This window comes from Achromobacter sp. 1014246743 (assembly GCF_059760725.1).
The window spans coordinates 1-16855 of record NZ_JCBANA010000106.1; the positions used below are offsets into that span (position 1 = coordinate 1).

Sequence of the window (16855 nt, forward strand, 5' to 3'; positions counted from 1 at the left end):
AAGGGCATCAACCTAAAAGACCACGTTTTCAGCCGTGAATTTATCGAGCTGCCGGCCGACGAGAAACGCCGCCGGCTGGCCGGCGAGCTGCGCCAGGGATACGAGGACGCGCAAGCGCCCCGCCCTACCCCGGCCGACATTGCCGACCGTTTGAAGGAGTGGCACGAAGTTAGAGCGGCCGAGCTGAAATATCTCAACAGCGGGAGCCGCAAGGCATACGCCGCCTATCGTGATGCCGACCCCGAGCAGCGCCGGGCCATGCTGGCCGAGCGCGCGGCCAGCTTCTACGCCAAGCACCGGGCCGCCCATGAGATCGAGCCACAGCCCGAGCCGCCGGCCCCGACCAGGGCGCAGCCAGCCAGGGAGCCGACCCCCCTGCCCTCGCCTGCCCAGGAACGCGACGGCCGGCCGGCGGATACCGTCGTCGGCCAGCGCATTGCCGAGCGGCACGAAGCGGCCACGCGCGGCCGGGACGCCGGCCGGGCCGAGTTCGACACGATCAAGCGCGAGCTGGACGCCGCGCGCCTGCTGGCGACCGTCAGCCGCACGCATGGCGTGATGCCCGACAAGTACGAGGTGACGAAGGCGAAGGACGGCAGCGACCGCATACGGTGCGGCCGTCGAAACCTGAACGTGACCGACTTTCTTACCCAGGAGCTGCATTTGCCCTGGCGCGAGGCCGCGCCGATCTTGCGCCGCACCTACGCCGAGCAGCAGGGCCGTGAAGTGCAGCAGCCGGCCCGGAGGGCCCCTCGCCGTGACCTTTGGGCCGACTACCGCCGGGAATGGCAACCGCAACAGAGCGAGCGCCGGGAACAGGATTGGCAGACACAGAAGCAGCGGGAGCAGGAGCGCCGCGCCGAGCTGCGCCGCCAGTACCAAGCCGAGCGCCGGGCCATCCAGAACGAACGCGCCATGAAGGCCAGCGAGCGGAAAGCCGCCCTATCCCTGGCCCGCATGGAGAAGGTCAAACGCGATCTAGCCTTGCGTGACCAGATCGACGCCGAGCGCGCCGAGCTGAAAGCCCGCTATCGCATGAAGCCGGCCGACCAGTACCGGGCCTATCTGGCCGAGCGTGCCGGCCGTGGCGATGCCGACGCCCTGGCCGAGCTTCGCCGGCAGCGCATGAGACCCCCGCAACCGGCCACGCGCGAGCGCATCGAGGACAAGGACGGCCGACACCCCGAGGCCGCGCCGATCATGAAGCCGACCGCGCCGGCCGGGTACAAGGTCGATCAAGACGGCAATGTGACCTACTACGACCAGCAGCGCCGGGCCATGTTCACCGATACCGGGCCGGCTGTTGAGTTCGACCAGACCGAGCGCGAGACGCTGGAAACCGGCCTGCGCCTCGCCCTGGCGAAGTTCGGGCCAAGCATCCGGCTACGCGGTGCCGAGGAATACAAGAACATGATGGCCGACATTGCCGCCGATAAGGGCCTTTACGTCGAGTTCAACGATAAGGGCTTGCAGGAGCGGTACGAGCAGCGCCGGGAAGCGATCAAGGCCGGTCGGGCCTACATGGCGCAGGCCGAGCGTGCCAAGCCCGACCAGGGCGGCCGAGGGCGCAGCACCAAGCCGGAACAGGAACGCGACCAGGAACAGCCGCAGCGCCGGCCGCGCGACACGGGCCGCAGTCGGTAGCGCCCTGCCCTTTTGGTGACACCGCGGCGACCTGGCCACAGCCGCGGTGTCACCATATACAAATGAGTGAATGAGTAAATGCGGCCTTTACTCCCCTTAGCCTTTGGCGCTATACTCAAATGAGTAATTGCGCTTTTGTTCATTCACTCGGGAGCCATCATGCAGGTTATCGCCGTACTCAACCAGAAAGGCGGGTCAGGCAAAACGACCATTGCCACCCACCTAGCCCGCGCCCTGCAATTGGAAGGGGCCGACGTGCTGCTAGTCGATTCAGACCCCCAGGGTAGCGCCCGCGATTGGGCAGCCGTGCGGGAAGATCAGCCGCTAACCGTCGTTGGCATCGACCGGGCGACCATTGACCGCGACTTGAAGAACGTCGCGCGCAAAGAGTTCGTCGTGATCGACGGTGCACCGCAAGCGTCTGACTTGGCTATTTCAGCTATCAAGGCCGCCACGTTCGTACTTATTCCCGTTCAGCCGTCCCCTTACGACATATGGGCAGCGTCGGACCTCGTGGATTTGGTCAAACAGCGCATCGAGCTAACGGACGGCAAGCTACAAGCTGCCTTCGTCGTGTCGCGTGCCATCAAGGGCACCCGCATCGGTGCGGAAGTCACCGAGGCATTGAATGGCTATGGCCTGCCCGTTCTGGAATCTCGCATCACGCAGCGAGTGAGCTACCCCGGCACGGCTGCCGCTGGCAGCACAGTTATGGATGCCGAGCCGGACGGTGACGCAGCGGCCGAGGTTCGCGCCCTGGCGAACGAAATTAAGCAAAAACTCATTTGAGGAATTGAGGAAATGAGCACTAAAGGAACAACCCTCAGCGCCGGCCGCCCGAGCGCCAAGACCAACAAGGCCGCAACCCTCGCCAGCCTTGCCGACAAGGGCGCGACCGTGCGGGTTAATTTCGACCTCGACCGCGACCAGCACATCAAGCTCAAGGTGTATGCCACCAAACAGGGAAAGAGCGTCAAGGAAGTTCTGACCGACTTTGTTGCGCAGCTTCCCGAGTGATAGAGTAAATGAGCGAATGAGTGAAAACTTAAACGAGCAGACCGGTAACGAGCTGCCCAGGCTACGCGATCAGTGCGGCGCGTTGGCCCTGGAACTGGAACGCGAAACCGACCCGACCCGACGCGTCGAACTAGCCCGCGAGCTGGCCGAGTGCCGGCAGCGTGTTTTCCAGGCCGAGCAGGCCGACCGCTCCCACGACCGCGAGCGAGAAGCCGGCGGGCCTGCCGGCGACGTGCAGCCGGCGCAGGTAGTGCGTGAGCGCATTGAGAGCAGCAGCATTGAGGCCGCCGACACCCGCCCGGACTATGCCGGGCTGTATGCGGCCGAGCGCGCGGAGAATGCCGAGCTGCGCGCGGAACTGGCCGCGACAGAAGGGCAGGGCGTCAGCAGGGAACGCGAGCGCCTGCATTCCGCCGTCGAGCACGCCCAGGAGCAGCAGCACGCCGAGGAATTGAGCCATGCCGGCATCACGCCGGAGCTGGCGGCCGAGTACGAGGCGCGAATCCTGGCGCGTGATGAATCGTTCTCGGGGGAAGTGGTGCAGCAGATCGAGCGCGACGACGAGGGCCGGGCCTTCGTCATCGAGGCTGACGGCGACCGCGTGATGGTGCCGCAGATCGACGGCACGGAAATGGATGTAGGCGACGACGTGGAAGTGAGCCGCGACCACCAGGGCAACTATGAAGCCGAAACCGGCTATGGTTACGGCCGTTGAGGAATTGAGTAAATGAGCGAAAAATCACCTACTCAAAAAATTACAGATGTGGAACGCCGCCGCCGGCAAGAGGCTTGCGACTATGCGCGCGCTTCCGTGGGCCTGGAAGGTTTCACGCTATCCGATGATGACCTTGCCCATATGCGCCGGTTCGTTGACGGCGAAATTGACCTTGCCGAGTTTGTTCGGCCTCTCAACGAGCGCACGCTACCCGCTGAATTGCGCCGCCTAGCAGCCCTTCATAGCGACAAGTCGGGCACCTGATTGGCGACAGGCCCGCGCGCCTGGTCAGCTCGCTTTGTCACCAGTGGCCGGCGCGGCCTTCATCCCGGGCGCATACTTGTAAAGCGTGCTGCGCCCGATCTTGAGCGCCTTACATATCTCCGACACCGACCGATTCCCGGCCGCCATCGCCTGAATCGCCGCGACCTTTTCCGGCGGCAGGGCAGGGCGGCCACCCTTGCGCCCGCGCGCCCTGGCCGCCTCAAGCCCGGCCTGCGTGCGTTCCACGATCAAGCGCCGCTCAAATTCAGCCAGGGCCGCGAACACATGGAACACCAGACGGCCGGCGGCCGAGCTGGTTTCAATCCGTTCCGTGATGCTTTCAAAGCCGACCCCGGCGGCTTCCAGCTCGCCCACGACCTTCACCAGTTCAGGCAGCGAGCGCCCCAGGCGGTCGAGCCGCCACACGACGAGCACATCACCCTTGCGGGCGAAGGCGAGGGCTTCGGCCAGCCCTGGCCGTGCCGCCTTCGCGCCGCTGGCCGTGTCCGTGAATACCTTCTCGCAGCCGGCGGCCGTCAGGGCGTCCCGCTGCAAGTCCATTCGCTGATCGTCGGTCGATACTCGCGCATAGCCAATCTTCATGTTTTCGTCCGTTTATCCCGATGAAAGCACCAGTTTATAGACTTTGTTTTATAGACGCCATTACGGACAGAGAACAGGGCCGAAAGCGGGGCCGGGCGGGGCAGCGCCGCGAAATCCGCAAAACGACCGTTATTAGGACGGCAAAACGCTTGCAGGTTTTCTATATTTCATGCACAATCATTATTGATGACATTAACCACAAGGAGCGAATCATGCAGAGCATGACCCTTGAACAGCTACGCGCTGCCAGTGATGCCGGCGGGGTGTCTGGTGTGACACTGAAAGGCAAGGGCGGGGCGTTCCTCGTCCAAATCGACACCCGCAGCGGTGGCGGGGCGGTCCTGGCGAAAGCCAGAAGCACCGAGCCGCGCCGCTTTGGCAATCCGGCCGCCGCGTTGAACGTGCTGCGCGACATTGGCATCACTATCGGGCAATTCGACGCCAGCGAATGGAAGCCCGAGGAGAAGGAACCGGCCGCCGGCATTCGTGGCCGTGCTGCTGCGCTGCGTGAGGCTCACCAGTCGGCGGCTTACAACAAGTGGCTTGCGGCTGAAATTCAGGACGCCATCGACGACCCCCGGCCGAGCATTCCGCACGACGAGGTTATGGCCGAGATGGATGCCGACATTGCCGCCCTGACGGCCGAGCACAAGCCGGCCAGAAGGAAGCGCGCTTAAGCGCGGCCGGCTGATCTATGGCGAAGAAAAAGACTCCTTACCGCATCGAGTGGCGACCGAAAGCCCGCGAGGATTTGCGCGCTATTGTTCGATACATCGGCAAAGATAACCCGACCAGGGCGCGCAGTTTCGGCCAGGAGTTGCGCGACAAGACCTTGCCGCTTGCACAGCACCCAGAGCTTGGCCGCACCGGTCGGCCGGGCCTACCGGCCTATGTGCGCGAGCTGGTCGCCCATCGGAACTACATTGTTTTTTACCGCGTGCAGGACGAAGCGCGCACCGTCGAGATTTTGCGAGTGAAACACGCGGCACAGCAAACGCCGTGACGTGGTGACAGCAGATCTCCCTACAGGAGATCTACTTGTCACCAGTACCAACCCCGGCGCGCTAACGCCGGATTTCTAGGAGTGGCGAAGATGAACCAGCAACAACACCAGGACTTTGATAACGCGGGCATCCCGCAAGACCAGCTAGGGGCTTTTGTGGACGCTTTCTTTGACCAGTTGGAGCCGAAGCCCAGGAAGGGGCGGCCGTGGACATTCGACCGTTTCAATGCAGCGTGCGACACGCCGGATGCCGAACCAGTGCAGGCCGTCTTGTACCCCGACGATGAGGCGGGTTTCACACTCTACGCACGCCAGGGGCGGACGTTGCACGCCGTCACCTATGAGGGTCGCCCGGTACGTTTCCGCACGTTTGAGAAGGCGCTTACCACCCTGGCCGACGTGGCGCACCTTTCCCCGGAAATCATCGTGGATTCGTCCAACTGGCGCGAAGCGGCGGGGCCGATGTGAAAAAGAAAAGCCCGACACCGCGCTAACAGTGTCGGGCTGGGTGCGGCCCCGGAGTGGCGAAACTCATAAAGGGCCGCTGACCATTACCAAAACAGGCAAATGACCATGACCAATCTTAGCAAAAATGGAGGGCGAGAAACAGCATTTGAATGCGCCAAGCTACGCGTGCGTGAGCTGGCGGCGCAGCGAGCAACGCAACCTCAAATGTTTCTCGTTGAGACGAACGAAGGCCGTTTTCTTGGCGAAGTCTCCCCGTTGTCAGATGGCCGATGGATGGCCCGCCCCTACGGGCGGAGCTATCCCGATGGTGTCCCCTTCGATACCGCCGAGGAAGCCGAAAACTATATCAGGGAGGGCGCATGAGCCGAACGCCACACAACGGCCCGCGCGCCATAGGCGACACCTTGGGCGATTCCTTGGCTCACCTGAAAGCTGCCATCGACGCGAAGCACCGCAAGCGGGTAGAGGCCGAAGCGCGGCCGGGTGAAACGTTTGAACAGACTTCGGCGCGTCTGCGTGATGAAGATGCAAGAAGGGAGGAAGAAAAGGCCCGCGAAGAACGGGAGCGACACTTACCACCTACCCTTAGAACACCCAAAACAGCCCCGTCTCCCTCTATGCGCAAGCCACCAGAAGGCGACGCCCAGGCCGATTTTTTCGTGCCTGTCCTGTACGACGTGGCGACGAAAGATAGCCGTAGCATCATGGACGTGGCCGTTTTCCGGCTGTCCAAAGACAAGAAACGACCTAACGAAACTATTCGCTACACACGCCCCGATGGCTATGTCGAGGTGGTTTCAGGCGAGGCCGGCATGGCTTCGGTTTGGGACTATGACATTGTGTTGATGGCAATTTCACATCTGACCGACGCCATGAACCTTTACAGGCAGGGCCGAGCCGAGAAGCCAAGCCGCATCTTTCGGCCGCATGTGTCGGAAATCCTCAAGTTCTGCCGCCGTGGTGATGGCACAAGACAATACGATGAAATCGAAGGGGCGCTGAAACGACTTAGCACAACCTTTGTTGAAGTCGTCACCACGACGCGAACCAAAGGGAAAAGGCCCTTGCGCACGGCCCAAGGGGTAGGACTGATTAACAGCTACAAAACCACCTCCTATGCCGACAATGGGCGGATTACGAGCGTTGAAATTGAGGTTCCGCAGTGGCTTTATAGCCAAGTCGTGGAAGAGAAATCGCCCGCCGTCTTAACCGTCCATCCCGAGTATTTTTTGATCGACAAGGGGATTGGCCGCTATCTCTATCGGCTTGCCCGTCTTAGGGCAGGCGAACAGCGTGCCAGATGGTCGTTTAAGCTCATTTATGAGCGCAGCGGTAGCGTGGGCACATTCAAAGAATTTTGCCGCATCCTGCGCAAGCTGATTACGTCCAACGACTTGCCGGAATACACCCTTGCCGAGCTACCGGGAAAGTCTGGCCCGCTGCTGGTGATGACACATCGGGCAGCGCGTCCCGATGAGCTGCCGGAGTTACCAGAGGACGAAGACGAGACCCCGGGTGACAGCGTGGACGACGATGTCGGTTTGCTTGAGCCGTGATCTTTCAGGCGCACCCCGTCGCAACCGGGGCCGGGCTTTCGTCACCACCAGGGGAGCCCCCCTTTTCCGGTGTGTGATAGACGGAGATTTGGCGACAGAACCACCACCAGGTCAGTTGTTATTGTCACCATTGGTGTGTGATAGACGGAGCCAACCCGTTTTGGGCGTCTAGCCTGTGGATAGCCCGTCTATCACACACCCGTTTCCGTCTATCACCCACCGGCTTCCGTCTATCACACACCCAAGCCCGTCTATCACCCACCGGGCATATTTGCATCTAGTTGATTTATAACGACTTTTCGGCCATTTTTTGCCCTAAATCTTTTAAAACATATTAAATCTCTTAAAACGCGGGGGCCTGTGCATAACCAACCTTCCGCGCACATCGAACCGTCGTAGCGCCCGTAGGGCGCGCCTACCCTTCGTGCTTCGCACTCCGCCCCGTCGCCTCCGGCGCCGGCCTGCGCCTTCGGCGGGGCACCCCTACGGGGTTCCCCCGGCTTCGCCGGCTCCCCCTCCGGTCAAATGGCTGGCCTCCGGCCAGAACGCTTTACCAAAGCGCGGCCTTGGCCGCGCGGTGCAGTTCGCCCGCCTGCGCAGGGCAGGGCGCTACGCGCCCCGCCAGGAACCGGCAGCGCAAGCGGAAAGGCTCTAGAAGCGTTTTTCAGGGCATGGGTGTTTGTTGCCCCTACCAAGCCCCAAAAAAGCGCCTACGGCGCTTTCTGTGCCGTTTATCGAGGCCACCGCGCTGAATTTGTCTTGAATCCTGAAATTAGCCAATGATTTCAATGACACGATGCCTGCGGCGGGCTTCGCCCTTGCCCAAAGGGGCTTTGCCCCTCTGGACGCCCCACCCTCGCCGGCGGGAGCCTCGGGAGCAGGGGCTACGGGCCGTTGGCCCTTCACTCCTGCCCCGGGCATAGCGTTGGGTCGCTCCTGCCGCGTCAAGGGGCCGTGTCCTCGCCCTACGGGCTGCGGGCCGCACCAACCCCTTGACCCGTCATCCGCTCGGCACAGCGGGCCGTCTGGTGCGTTCTGGCGGGGGTTTTGGCTGGAAGGGGTGTCAAGGGCGGCACCGGAGGCCGCAGCCCGGAGCGTAGCGCAGGGACCGGGCGAGGATGCCGGGCGAAGCCTTCACCCTTGATGCCCCTGGAAGCCATCCAGCCTATCGGCCAGGGGGAGGAACAAGGCGAAGCCGCCGGGCCTGCCCCCGCAGCCAGTCCGGCAAGATCGGACGCGGGATGCAACCGAAGGGGTTGCCCAAGCGAAGCGCGGAGTGTTCCGACTGGCGACAAACCGGCGCGATCGAGGAAGATCCACCGTCACCAAAAAGAAAGCCCCGCCGAGGCGGGGCCGTGGTGTCGATCGAAAGATTTACAGCCTGTTCTTCATCGTTCGTACTCAATCACCGGCAGCGGATAGGCCCGCGCGATGTTTTCCATGTTGTAGTCATATTCCAGGCGGTCGAGCGTGGAGGGCTTCGCCCCTGTCCGCTTCGCCGCCTGGGCGACTTCCTGCATGTCCCTGGCGGTGTGGTCGGAAAGGCCGGATATCTGCGCCTTGATGGCGCGAGGATTGTCCGACCGTTCCCACTCTTGCAGCCAATGGGCCACCCGCCGACTGTCAGAAATAAAGCCCGTGGAAAGCCTCATGAGGCGTAACAGGGCATCGTGTTCCATTAGTGTAAACATGGCTCACTCCCCCTTAACGTTGCCGCCTTGCGCCGGCCCCCAACTTTTGCCCATGTTCTGCAATACGTGCTGGCGATAGGCCGGGTTCCAAATCGAGTTACCAGCCGCCAGATGATTAAGCCGGCCACCTGTGACCATCATCCCGCTTTGCATATCGCGGCGCGTACTTTGACGGTTCATAACCTGGGTGACGGGGGAGGCCGCCGCCTGGGTGACTTGTCGCAGCGTGATACCGGCCGAGGATACGCCACCGGCCAAGGCCGCTCCCGCTTCAAACGCCTTTTGCAGCAGGAACAGGGTGACGCCCGTGACGATCAGGATTTCAAGCATTGTGGCAATAGGATGGTCAGTGGTGACGGCCAAAACTTTGGCCGTAAGTGCACTGAAAAACTTCATGCCCATGCCGAGAACCGTTGTCACCAAGGCGATTTGCATGATGTAGGTCATCACTTGGCCAAACCAGCTATCAAACCATTTCGCGGTGACGGGGAACATCAGCATGGCGATAAAGAACGGGCCAATACCGAGCATGACGGTAAGCATGATCTTGGAAACGATGACCATTGCACCGGCAGGAATGGCGATTACGAGCGTGGCGACATAGATGATGAGGGCGTTCAGCAAGTCATAAAGCGCCATGGCGAGTTCATACCATCGCCGTTTGCCCATTTTTTCGAGCATGTCGCCGCCGATCTTGAAGCCATCCGTGACCGCTTTATCAAGCACCTGATAGACCGAGGTTGCCGGCGTACTGCTGCCCGATGCCGAGAAGGCATCAGCCACGCCGGTTTCCAGGCCGCGCAGAGCTTCGACAACCCATGAAAGGTAAGTGGGAGCACTCAGCACCAAGCCGCCTATGACAAGGAACTTCCCGCAAGTCTTCATAAAATTTGAGGCCGGCGCTTCGACATATCCGAAGATGATGGCGAACCCCATCATTACGAACGTCAGCGTGCCACCGTAGATGAAGATATCGGTGAACATGGAAATAACGTTGCCCGACGTGACCTGAACGAACGTGTTCAGGGTCATGTCGATGCTTTCGCCAATCCACTCGAAAATATTCGATTCGATAGCCATTTTATTTTCCCCCTTCGAGCGCGTTTATCGGGGCGTGCTTCGTGTAGCCGCGCTTTTCAACGGTCAGATGGTTTGCCGCCGTAACAGCATTGATGCAGTTCGGGGAGGCGTCGAGTTCGCCGGGATTGGCCTTGCACTTGGCAATCATGGCCGTGCGCTCGGCCTCATGTGTCTTGTACCAATCAACGGTTTGAACTGGCGTGTTCTCGCCGCAGCCGGCCAGGACGGCCGCGACGACCAGGGCGAAAGAGAGCTTTTTCATTTCCGCACCTCGCGTGCTTCGGCGTCGATAGTTTGGCCGTTGAATTGCTGGGTTTCGTGCTGTTGCATAACGTCCAGGGCGTGAGCCAGTTCGGCCGCGTCGATGATGCGCAGCGCCGCGACCGTGCGCAGGGCGCTTTCCCGTGTGCCTGCCCAATGGCCGGCGAATCGTTCGCCGGTATTGCGCAGCACAAACACGCAGCCGCCTAGGCAGGCCATAGAGATGAAGGCGGCCATGCCGGGGGCAATCGGGGCCGACTGGCGCGGCAGGGTGATACCGAACCAATCTACCGCCGCGACCAGGAACGGAACGATGGCGAGGGTTGCGGCCAGAATGTCGCCTTGAACAAGGGAAGGGGCACGGCGGCCGACTTCACGCAAGAAGCCCATGCGATCAATGCAGAGCCACCACCGCCGCATGAACAGGAGCGTGAAGAAGCAAGCAGCCAGAACAGGGGCGTGAATATAGGAAATCATGGCGCGTCCCCTCACTTTTCCAGCAGGTTGAAAGGCTGGTGCTTCGTGTATTCACGATTAGCCAGAACCTTGGCGTTGAGTTCGCGTTGCCGCTGTTCCTGCAACCGATCTTCAGCCGCCGCGACCATCTGATACATCTGGAGCTTGGTTTGCTCGTTCTGAATCATGGCCTGTTCGCCCGCGATACGGCCTTGCAGCTCGGCAATCGCCTTGGGGTCGGGCGTGTCGTTGATCTTCTCCATGAGCTGGTCAATCTGGTTCAGCCGTGACTTGGCCTTGTCGTAGGCATCGAGGGCGAAAGCCTTGTCCTGGGCACCTTTGACCGCCTGCGCTTCGCAATGCGTGCGCTGCTGCGTATCAGTGAAGCCGGTGCAAGCGTCATAGACCTTGTTTTCTTCATAGATGGACTGTGCCCGGCCGCTAAGACCTGCATAGCCACCCGATTTCACAGAGTCATAGACGCCCTGCCAATCGCCCGGCAGGTAGTCCCGCAGCTCCGCGTTATTCATGATGTTGCCTAGGCCGCGCGAACCAGTCACAGCCGAATATTGCTGCTTCAACTGGTCAATCTGGCTCACCATCTGGTCGTACTGCAATTTCCACTTCGCCATCGTTTCAATCTGGTTTTCCACGCTCTTAGCGATGGATGCGCCATCCGTTACCGGGATTTGTGCGAAGGCGGCCGACGACACAGCAATGCCGGCGGCTAGAACGAGAGAGACAGAGAAATTTTTCATGTTCGCCACTCCATTTAGAGGGTTGAGGGCGAACGCTGGACGGTAACTGTTCCCGTCACAGAACCGGCTTTCCGGTTTGTCTGGCCGGCGCTGCATCCCCGTTACCGGCCATGTACGGGGCGCTCACTAAGCTGCGTCCTCTTCCGCAGTGTCATCCCCGTGCTTTTCCGGGGCCGTCATCACATCCTCTTCATGTGCAGTCACGCGGCCTATCTCCCCGCGTCAGGCCCTTCTTTTCAGGCCGGCACCCGGCACGCCGAAGCGTTCTTAGGGTGGTTGCAGCGTTCACTATGGGTTATCGACAATTGCCAAAACTATGCGTCATGGCATTTCAATTTTCGTACTTTGGTGCGGATAAGCCAATGGTGACACGGTGCCCGCACCTGGTCCGCTACCGTGTCACCAACCGTATTCACTCAAATGAAACTATAGCGCAAATGAGTGAATGAGTAAATAAACATCATGCCTGAAAGCCCGGCTGCATTTCGGGCATGGCCTGATACTCGACCTGCACCGCGCCGACCGGCTGGCCGGGAATCTTCAAAAAGCCGTGCAGATCGGGCAGGTTCAGGATTTCAGACGACAGGATGGCCGCCTGCCGGACGCGCTGCATGTTGAAGTTGGTATTGCTGGATTCCGACGAGTGCCCAGGGTTCAACAAGCCGCCCGAACTGGTGCCCTGGCCCGTCGTCATTTGCAGCCGGTCAATGTCCTGTTCGCCAAGCTCCTTGCTGAAATACTCGGCCGTTTCGTTGTCGCCGGCCCGCAGTATCAGCTTAGTGGATAGGTTCGCCAGGAGCGTTTGCGCTTCGTCGCGGCCGTAGGTTTCGCGGAGCTGCGACACCGTTTGCAGGCCCAGGACGCACCGGCCGCCGTACTTGCGTAGCTTCGTCAGGCCGCCGCGCAGGCTTGACACCTTGCCCAAGGAATCGACCTCATCGAACACGAACCACAGGCCGCGCTCTTGGTTCTCTGACAGGCTCAAGCCCTCGACAATGCCAAGTTCCAAGATCGAGGCGACCAGCCCGCGCAGCAGGCCCATTTGATCGTCGCGGTAGGTGACGAACAGCCAACCGTCGCCGCCTTCGTCCTGCACCCATGAACGCACGGAGAAACGGCCATTGTCGGGCAGGTATCGCCACACGCCGAGATAGGTAGCGATGATGCCGCGCGTATTGTTCAGCATCTTGTCGTTGCCCTTGGCCGTCAGGATGGCCGCAGGCGTGCCGGCCAGCAGCTCGCCTAGTTCCTTCGTGTCGGCCGCGCTGACGTAGTGGAGCAGCCGCTTTACCGAGTGTTCCCCACGCTGATGCAGGGCGAGCAGCGTTTCACCTAGGAGCGTTTGCGCGTAGTGGTGCCACTCTGCGCCCTCGCCGGTGCCATCCGGCACGGCCGCCTTGGCGATGCGCTGGCAATCGTAGTCATGGCGGATTTCCGCGAAGGGCGACCAATCGACCGAGCGCCGATCAAACGGGTTGAAAAGCACGTCACCAGGGCGGCCGAAGCGGGAGAAGAAGCCGCCGGCAGGGTCAGCGATCAAAGCCCGCTGCCCGCGCTGGCGCACGGCCCGCAGCACCCGATTGATGGCCTGCGTCTTGCCCGCGCCCGTGGTGCCGCTGAAAAGCATGTGTTGGGCTTCCAGCATCCGAGGGATGACGACACCGCCGATTTCAATATCCACGTCGGCCGGCTTGGCCTTGTCGCCGTACATGCGGGCTTGCAGATCGCCGCCGCCGACAACTTCCGTGCCGCGCACGACGGTTTCCTGGCCGTGGGGGGCATAGTTCGCGCGTGCCATGTAATGGCCCCACAGGCGCGTTTGGCAGAAAACCGAGACGACGGCCACGCCGAGCGCCAGGAGCGCCGAGGATTCGCCCGAGGCGAGCCAACGCGGCACGGCCGAGGCGATGCCATAGGCCAGGGCCGCAGCCCACAGGCCGAGCCATAGCCACACCACCCAGGCGACCGCGCCCCGGTTCTTGCCCTTGAACGTGCCGAACACGTTGCGGGCCAGGAAGAAGGCCGAGGTGGCCAAGATAACGAGAGTCAGGGCAAGAGCTGGTTTCATCGGTTCCCCCTATCGCAGCAGGTAGGCGACCAGGGCGACGACGACGCCACCAACGAAGCCGCCGGCAATGGCGGCCATCCAGACCGGCCCCATGATCGAGCGCCGCGCGTCCCGCATGGCGCTGGCCGCGCTGGCGATGGTGCCGCCGACTTCCTGGCGCAGCGCCTCTTTCGTGGCTTCCCGATAGCCCGCGTGCTCGCGTTGCAGATCGGTTTTCAGCTTGACCGCCTCAACCTGCAATTCCCGCAGCGTGGCGTTACACCGTTCCTCGACCTGCTTGATAACCTCGCCCCGGATGGCCCCGCCGGCTTTCACCAGTTGGCCGACAAGGGCTTCCAGCTCGGTTTTTTGATCTTGGAGGATGGCCCGGTTCAGCAGCACGACGGCGAAAATCGGGTCATCCTCATCTATGCGGACGCCGGTTTTTTCGACCAGCTCCGCTATGTATTTGCGTCGATCCATAGTCAGAACTCGATTTTTTCAAGCTGGCCGAAAACATCCTTAGCCACGTTGCGGATGCGCTGCTTTTCCATCAGCGCGAAGTCGGCCGACTGCATGATTTCCTCGACCGTCAGGCGCTTGGTGTTCATCTTCTTGATGTCGTCGCCGTAGGTCTGATGGTTGCGGGCTTGCAGCGTCACGACGCCATGCAAGCGGGCCTGATTCGCCTTGAAAGCCTTGGTGTCGGTGAAGTCCTTGCCTTCGTCCGTTTTCATCGGCCCGAAGTGCTCATTGAGCCAGAGGACGACCGGCGCATCTTCGATGCCCTGGGCAATGGAATTGAAGCCGTTCGCGGTATCCGCGAGCGTGTCACCGCCGCCGACAACGGTATGCAGATAGACCTTTTTCCCGTTCTCAGTCAGGAAGCTGATGACGTTGTTTTCCACCATGTACGCCAGCAACGGCGAGAAGGTGTTAGCGCCGTTGTCGATGACGAAAGTACCGTCCTCAGTCAGCAGCTTTTCCATGAGCGCATCGAACCGCTTCGCGTCGATGGTGCGGGATTCATTCATCACCGGGATATGCTGCGCGCCGAGTGCCTTGTAATGGGAAAACGTCGTGTTTTCCTGATCGGTGTCGAAGGCTTTCAGATCGGCCCCCTTCGATTTGAAGAATTGCGCGAGCATTACGGCAATGAACGACTTACCGATACCGCCCTTGCCTTGCAGGATGAAATGAATGGTGTTCTGCATGATGGTTCCTTATTTCAAAAGATCGTCGTCAGGTTTGGGGTTATGGGTAAATCGCTTGGGGACGGGTATTTCAAAATCCCCGGCCTTCTTGCCAGCAGCCGGAGCCGCTTGCGGCGTTTTGCCCATTTCTTCGTCATGACTAAGGGAGGCCGGAGCGGGTGCGGCTGGTGTCCCTGCCGTGCCATGCCCGCGCTGTTTCCTGATGCGATAAAGGGCGCTCTCGAAGCTCTTTAGCGTCATCGTGAAGCCCTGGCCGTGGAGGGCTTCCAGCACCGCCGACCGGCTTACGCCAGCAGCTAGGGCGGCTTCCACTTCGTCTATCACGTCGCGCAGGCGGGCCGTTTCAGAGCGGCTTTTGTCGCCCTTTGCCAGCTCGCGCAGCACGTCGGCCACACTGGTTTTCGTCATCTTTCAACCTCTTTGCGTTGTCCCGTTGCCGGAAAACGCTATTTTTGCAGTGCATATGCAGTGCGTCAAACGGCTTTTGCCGCTTGAGCGCAATTATTATGCAGTGTGTTTGCAGTGTCAAGCGTGCTAATGCAGTGCATATGCAGTGCATAGAGCGTGTTGAAGCAATGGCCATGCCGCGCTATAGTATAGGTTCGCGCAGGATAGGCACGTCGGATATGTTTACAAAACGCTCCGCGTTTTGACACATATCCCGTGCCCAAAGGGGTTGCCCCCCTTTGGAAACCCTGCCGGCGGCCCCTTCGGGAGCCGCGCCGATTGGCGACAGATCCCCGCCCACCAGGTCGGGGATTCGTCACCATCCGGCAGACCGCCCGGCGCTGTATGCGCCGGCCTGCAACTGCCCTGCCCTGGCCGCCGCCAGAGCAGGAAACGAAGGGAGGCCCGCCCATGCCCCGCAAGCCCGCAGACGGCCAGAAGCTCACCCGGCCCGTGAGCTTCCGCCTTACCGATGCCGACCATGTCGCCTATCTGGCGAAGGTCGAGGCATCGGGCTTGAAGCCGTCCGAGTTCTTCCGCGAGTGCGTCTTGCAGAACCGCACCCAGGTTGTCGCCCGCGTGCCCGTGAGCAGCGACAAGCGCCGGCTGCTGTACCTGTTCAACAAGACCAGCAACAACATGAACCAGCTCGCCCACGCGGCGAACGCGGCCGAGCTGGCCGGCACGGCCACGCCCGCGACCTATGCCGGCATCCTGGCCGAGCTACAGGCCATTGCCGACGCGATGCGGGAGGCGGTCGAAAATGCTGATTAGGGTGCGTGGCGGCGAGGCCGGAATCCGCGAATATCTGGAAGAAGGCCGGAAGGACGGCCGCGACTACGACCGCGCCGAGCTGGACGAGCGCGTGATATTGGCGGGCGACCTGAAATTGACCGACGCCATCATCAACAGCATGGACAAGCAGGGCGAGCGGTATTTGCATATCACCCTGGCTTTCAAAGAGGATGAAATCAGCCGGGAGCAGCTACAGGCGATCACCGACGAGTTTCAGCAGTTTGCCATGACGGCATATGAGGCGGACGAATACAACTTCTATGCCGAAGCGCACTTGCCCAGGTTGAAAAGCTACACCAACCAGCAAACGGGCGAGTTCATCGAGCGCAAGCCGCATATTCACATCGTCATTCCCGAACACAACCTATTGAGCCAGCGGAATCTAAACCCGTTCGGCAAGGTCGATCAGCAGACCAAATTCCTTGAAGCCTTTCAGGAACACATCAACGCCAAATATGGGCTTGCCAGCCCGAAAGATAACCGGCGCGTGGAGTTCACCGACGAAAGCGCGATGATCGCCAGATACAAGGGCGACTATTTCAAGGGTGCGAACCACGACTTGAAAGAGCGCATCTTGTCCGACGTGCTCGAACAGGGCGTGACCGACTTCGACCAGTTCCGGGCCGTCGTCACGCGGTACGGCGAGACAAAGACCCGCAACGCCGGCAGAGCGGCCGAATATCTCAACGTGAAGCCCGAGGGCGCGGCCAAGGGCATCAACCTAAAAGACCACGTTTTCAGCCGTGAATTTATCGAGCTGCCGGCCGACGAGAAACGCCGCCGGCTGGCCGGCGAGCTGCGCCAGGGATACGAGGACGCGCAAGCGCCCCGCCCTA

General features: G+C 61.1%; 21 protein-coding genes and 1 pseudogene. 12 read left to right on the forward strand and 10 right to left on the reverse strand.

What is annotated here, in order from left to right; translation table 11 throughout:
• The 5 genes from AC6LJ2_RS28515 to AC6LJ2_RS28535 form a co-directional block, all read left to right on the forward strand.
• A partial coding sequence (locus AC6LJ2_RS28515; protein WP_498152654.1) for an LPD7 domain-containing protein occupies window positions 1-1644 on the forward strand: 1644 nt, incomplete at its 5' end.
• Between the two features lie 159 nt (window positions 1645-1803).
• The gene (gene parA, locus AC6LJ2_RS28520) at window positions 1804-2433 is read left to right on the forward strand and encodes a ParA family partition ATPase (protein ID WP_498152655.1); all 630 of its coding nucleotides are present in this window, start codon (window positions 1804-1806) and stop codon (window positions 2431-2433) included.
• A 12-nt stretch (window positions 2434-2445) separates the two neighbouring features.
• Window positions 2446-2661, forward strand: a complete 216-nt coding sequence (locus AC6LJ2_RS28525) for a plasmid partition protein ParG (RefSeq protein ID WP_014125926.1) — start codon at window positions 2446-2448, stop codon at window positions 2659-2661.
• Between the two features lie 16 nt (window positions 2662-2677).
• On the forward strand, window positions 2678-3376 hold the full coding sequence (locus AC6LJ2_RS28530; RefSeq protein ID WP_498152656.1) for a hypothetical protein: 699 nt from the start codon (window positions 2678-2680) through the stop codon (window positions 3374-3376).
• Between the two features lie 12 nt (window positions 3377-3388).
• Complete coding sequence (locus AC6LJ2_RS28535) at window positions 3389-3640, forward strand: antitoxin VbhA family protein (RefSeq protein ID WP_498152657.1); 252 nt, start codon at window positions 3389-3391, stop codon at window positions 3638-3640.
• Window positions 3641-3664: 24 nt separating this feature from the next.
• Here the strand turns inward: AC6LJ2_RS28535 and AC6LJ2_RS28540 are convergent, their stop codons facing one another.
• Window positions 3665-4243 carry a recombinase family protein gene (locus tag AC6LJ2_RS28540; protein ID WP_498152658.1) on the reverse strand — a complete coding sequence of 193 codons (579 nt, stop codon included), beginning with the start codon at window positions 4241-4243 and terminating at the stop codon, window positions 3665-3667.
• 212 nt (window positions 4244-4455) lie between these two features.
• On the opposite strand from AC6LJ2_RS28540, the gene relB reads away from it, so the two are divergent.
• The 5 genes from relB to AC6LJ2_RS28565 all read left to right on the forward strand — a co-directional run bounded on the left by relB (window position 4456) and on the right by AC6LJ2_RS28565 (window position 7270).
• Window positions 4456-4920 carry a type II toxin-antitoxin system RelB family antitoxin gene (gene relB / locus AC6LJ2_RS28545; protein ID WP_498152659.1) on the forward strand — a complete coding sequence of 155 codons (465 nt, stop codon included), beginning with the start codon at window positions 4456-4458 and terminating at the stop codon, window positions 4918-4920.
• Between the two features lie 17 nt (window positions 4921-4937).
• Complete coding sequence (locus AC6LJ2_RS28550) at window positions 4938-5246, forward strand: type II toxin-antitoxin system RelE/ParE family toxin (RefSeq protein ID WP_498152660.1); 309 nt, start codon at window positions 4938-4940, stop codon at window positions 5244-5246.
• Between the two features lie 90 nt (window positions 5247-5336).
• Window positions 5337-5714: a hypothetical protein gene (locus AC6LJ2_RS28555; protein ID WP_498152661.1), complete on the forward strand. Its 378-nt coding sequence runs from the start codon at window positions 5337-5339 to the stop codon at window positions 5712-5714.
• 105 nt (window positions 5715-5819) lie between these two features.
• Complete coding sequence (locus AC6LJ2_RS28560; protein ID WP_498152662.1) at window positions 5820-6077, forward strand: hypothetical protein; 258 nt, start codon at window positions 5820-5822, stop codon at window positions 6075-6077.
• A 41-nt stretch (window positions 6078-6118) separates the two neighbouring features.
• The gene (locus tag AC6LJ2_RS28565) at window positions 6119-7270 is read left to right on the forward strand and encodes a replication initiator protein A (protein ID WP_498152663.1); all 1152 of its coding nucleotides are present in this window, start codon (window positions 6119-6121) and stop codon (window positions 7268-7270) included.
• A 1388-nt stretch (window positions 7271-8658) separates the two neighbouring features.
• On the opposite strand, the gene AC6LJ2_RS28570 is transcribed toward AC6LJ2_RS28565, so the two are convergent.
• The 9 genes from AC6LJ2_RS28570 to AC6LJ2_RS28610 form a co-directional block, all read right to left on the reverse strand.
• Entirely contained in the window at window positions 8659-8961 is a 303-nt protein-coding gene (locus AC6LJ2_RS28570) for a hypothetical protein (protein ID WP_498152664.1), read from the reverse strand.
• Between the two features lie 3 nt (window positions 8962-8964).
• On the reverse strand, window positions 8965-10041 hold the full coding sequence (locus tag AC6LJ2_RS28575; RefSeq protein WP_498152665.1) for a TrbL/VirB6 family protein: 1077 nt from the start codon (window positions 10039-10041) through the stop codon (window positions 8965-8967).
• A gap of 1 nt (window position 10042) precedes the next feature.
• Window positions 10043-10303: an EexN family lipoprotein gene (locus tag AC6LJ2_RS28580; RefSeq protein WP_498152666.1), complete on the reverse strand. Its 261-nt coding sequence runs from the start codon at window positions 10301-10303 to the stop codon at window positions 10043-10045.
• Window positions 10300-10779, reverse strand: coding sequence for a hypothetical protein (locus AC6LJ2_RS28585; protein ID WP_498152667.1), 480 nt, complete (start codon window positions 10777-10779; stop codon window positions 10300-10302). Before AC6LJ2_RS28585 ends, AC6LJ2_RS28580 begins: the two co-directional genes overlap by 4 nt.
• Window positions 10780-10790: 11 nt before the next feature.
• On the reverse strand, window positions 10791-11516 hold the full coding sequence (virB5, locus tag AC6LJ2_RS28590) for a P-type DNA transfer protein VirB5 (protein ID WP_498152668.1): 726 nt from the start codon (window positions 11514-11516) through the stop codon (window positions 10791-10793).
• 460 nt (window positions 11517-11976) lie between these two features.
• Window positions 11977-13584, reverse strand: coding sequence for a type IV secretion system DNA-binding domain-containing protein (locus AC6LJ2_RS28595; RefSeq protein WP_498152669.1), 1608 nt, complete (start codon window positions 13582-13584; stop codon window positions 11977-11979).
• Between the two features lie 9 nt (window positions 13585-13593).
• On the reverse strand, window positions 13594-14046 hold the full coding sequence (traM, locus tag AC6LJ2_RS28600; protein WP_262518604.1) for a conjugal transfer transcriptional regulator TraM: 453 nt from the start codon (window positions 14044-14046) through the stop codon (window positions 13594-13596).
• Between the two features lie 2 nt (window positions 14047-14048).
• Window positions 14049-14777 (reverse strand): nucleotide-binding protein, encoded by a 729-nt coding sequence (locus AC6LJ2_RS28605; protein WP_262518603.1) that lies wholly within the window; start codon window positions 14775-14777, stop codon window positions 14049-14051.
• Window positions 14778-14786: 9 nt separating this feature from the next.
• Window positions 14787-15185: a hypothetical protein gene (locus AC6LJ2_RS28610; protein ID WP_498152670.1), complete on the reverse strand. Its 399-nt coding sequence runs from the start codon at window positions 15183-15185 to the stop codon at window positions 14787-14789.
• Between the two features lie 450 nt (window positions 15186-15635).
• On the opposite strand from AC6LJ2_RS28610, the gene AC6LJ2_RS28615 reads away from it, so the two are divergent.
• Both AC6LJ2_RS28615 and AC6LJ2_RS28620 read left to right on the forward strand, forming a co-directional pair.
• Window positions 15636-15998 carry a plasmid mobilization protein gene (locus AC6LJ2_RS28615; RefSeq protein WP_498152671.1) on the forward strand — a complete coding sequence of 121 codons (363 nt, stop codon included), beginning with the start codon at window positions 15636-15638 and terminating at the stop codon, window positions 15996-15998.
• Window positions 15988-16855, forward strand: a pseudogene (locus AC6LJ2_RS28620) (LPD7 domain-containing protein); the annotation flags it as partial. The gene AC6LJ2_RS28615 and the pseudogene AC6LJ2_RS28620, both read left to right, overlap by 11 nt.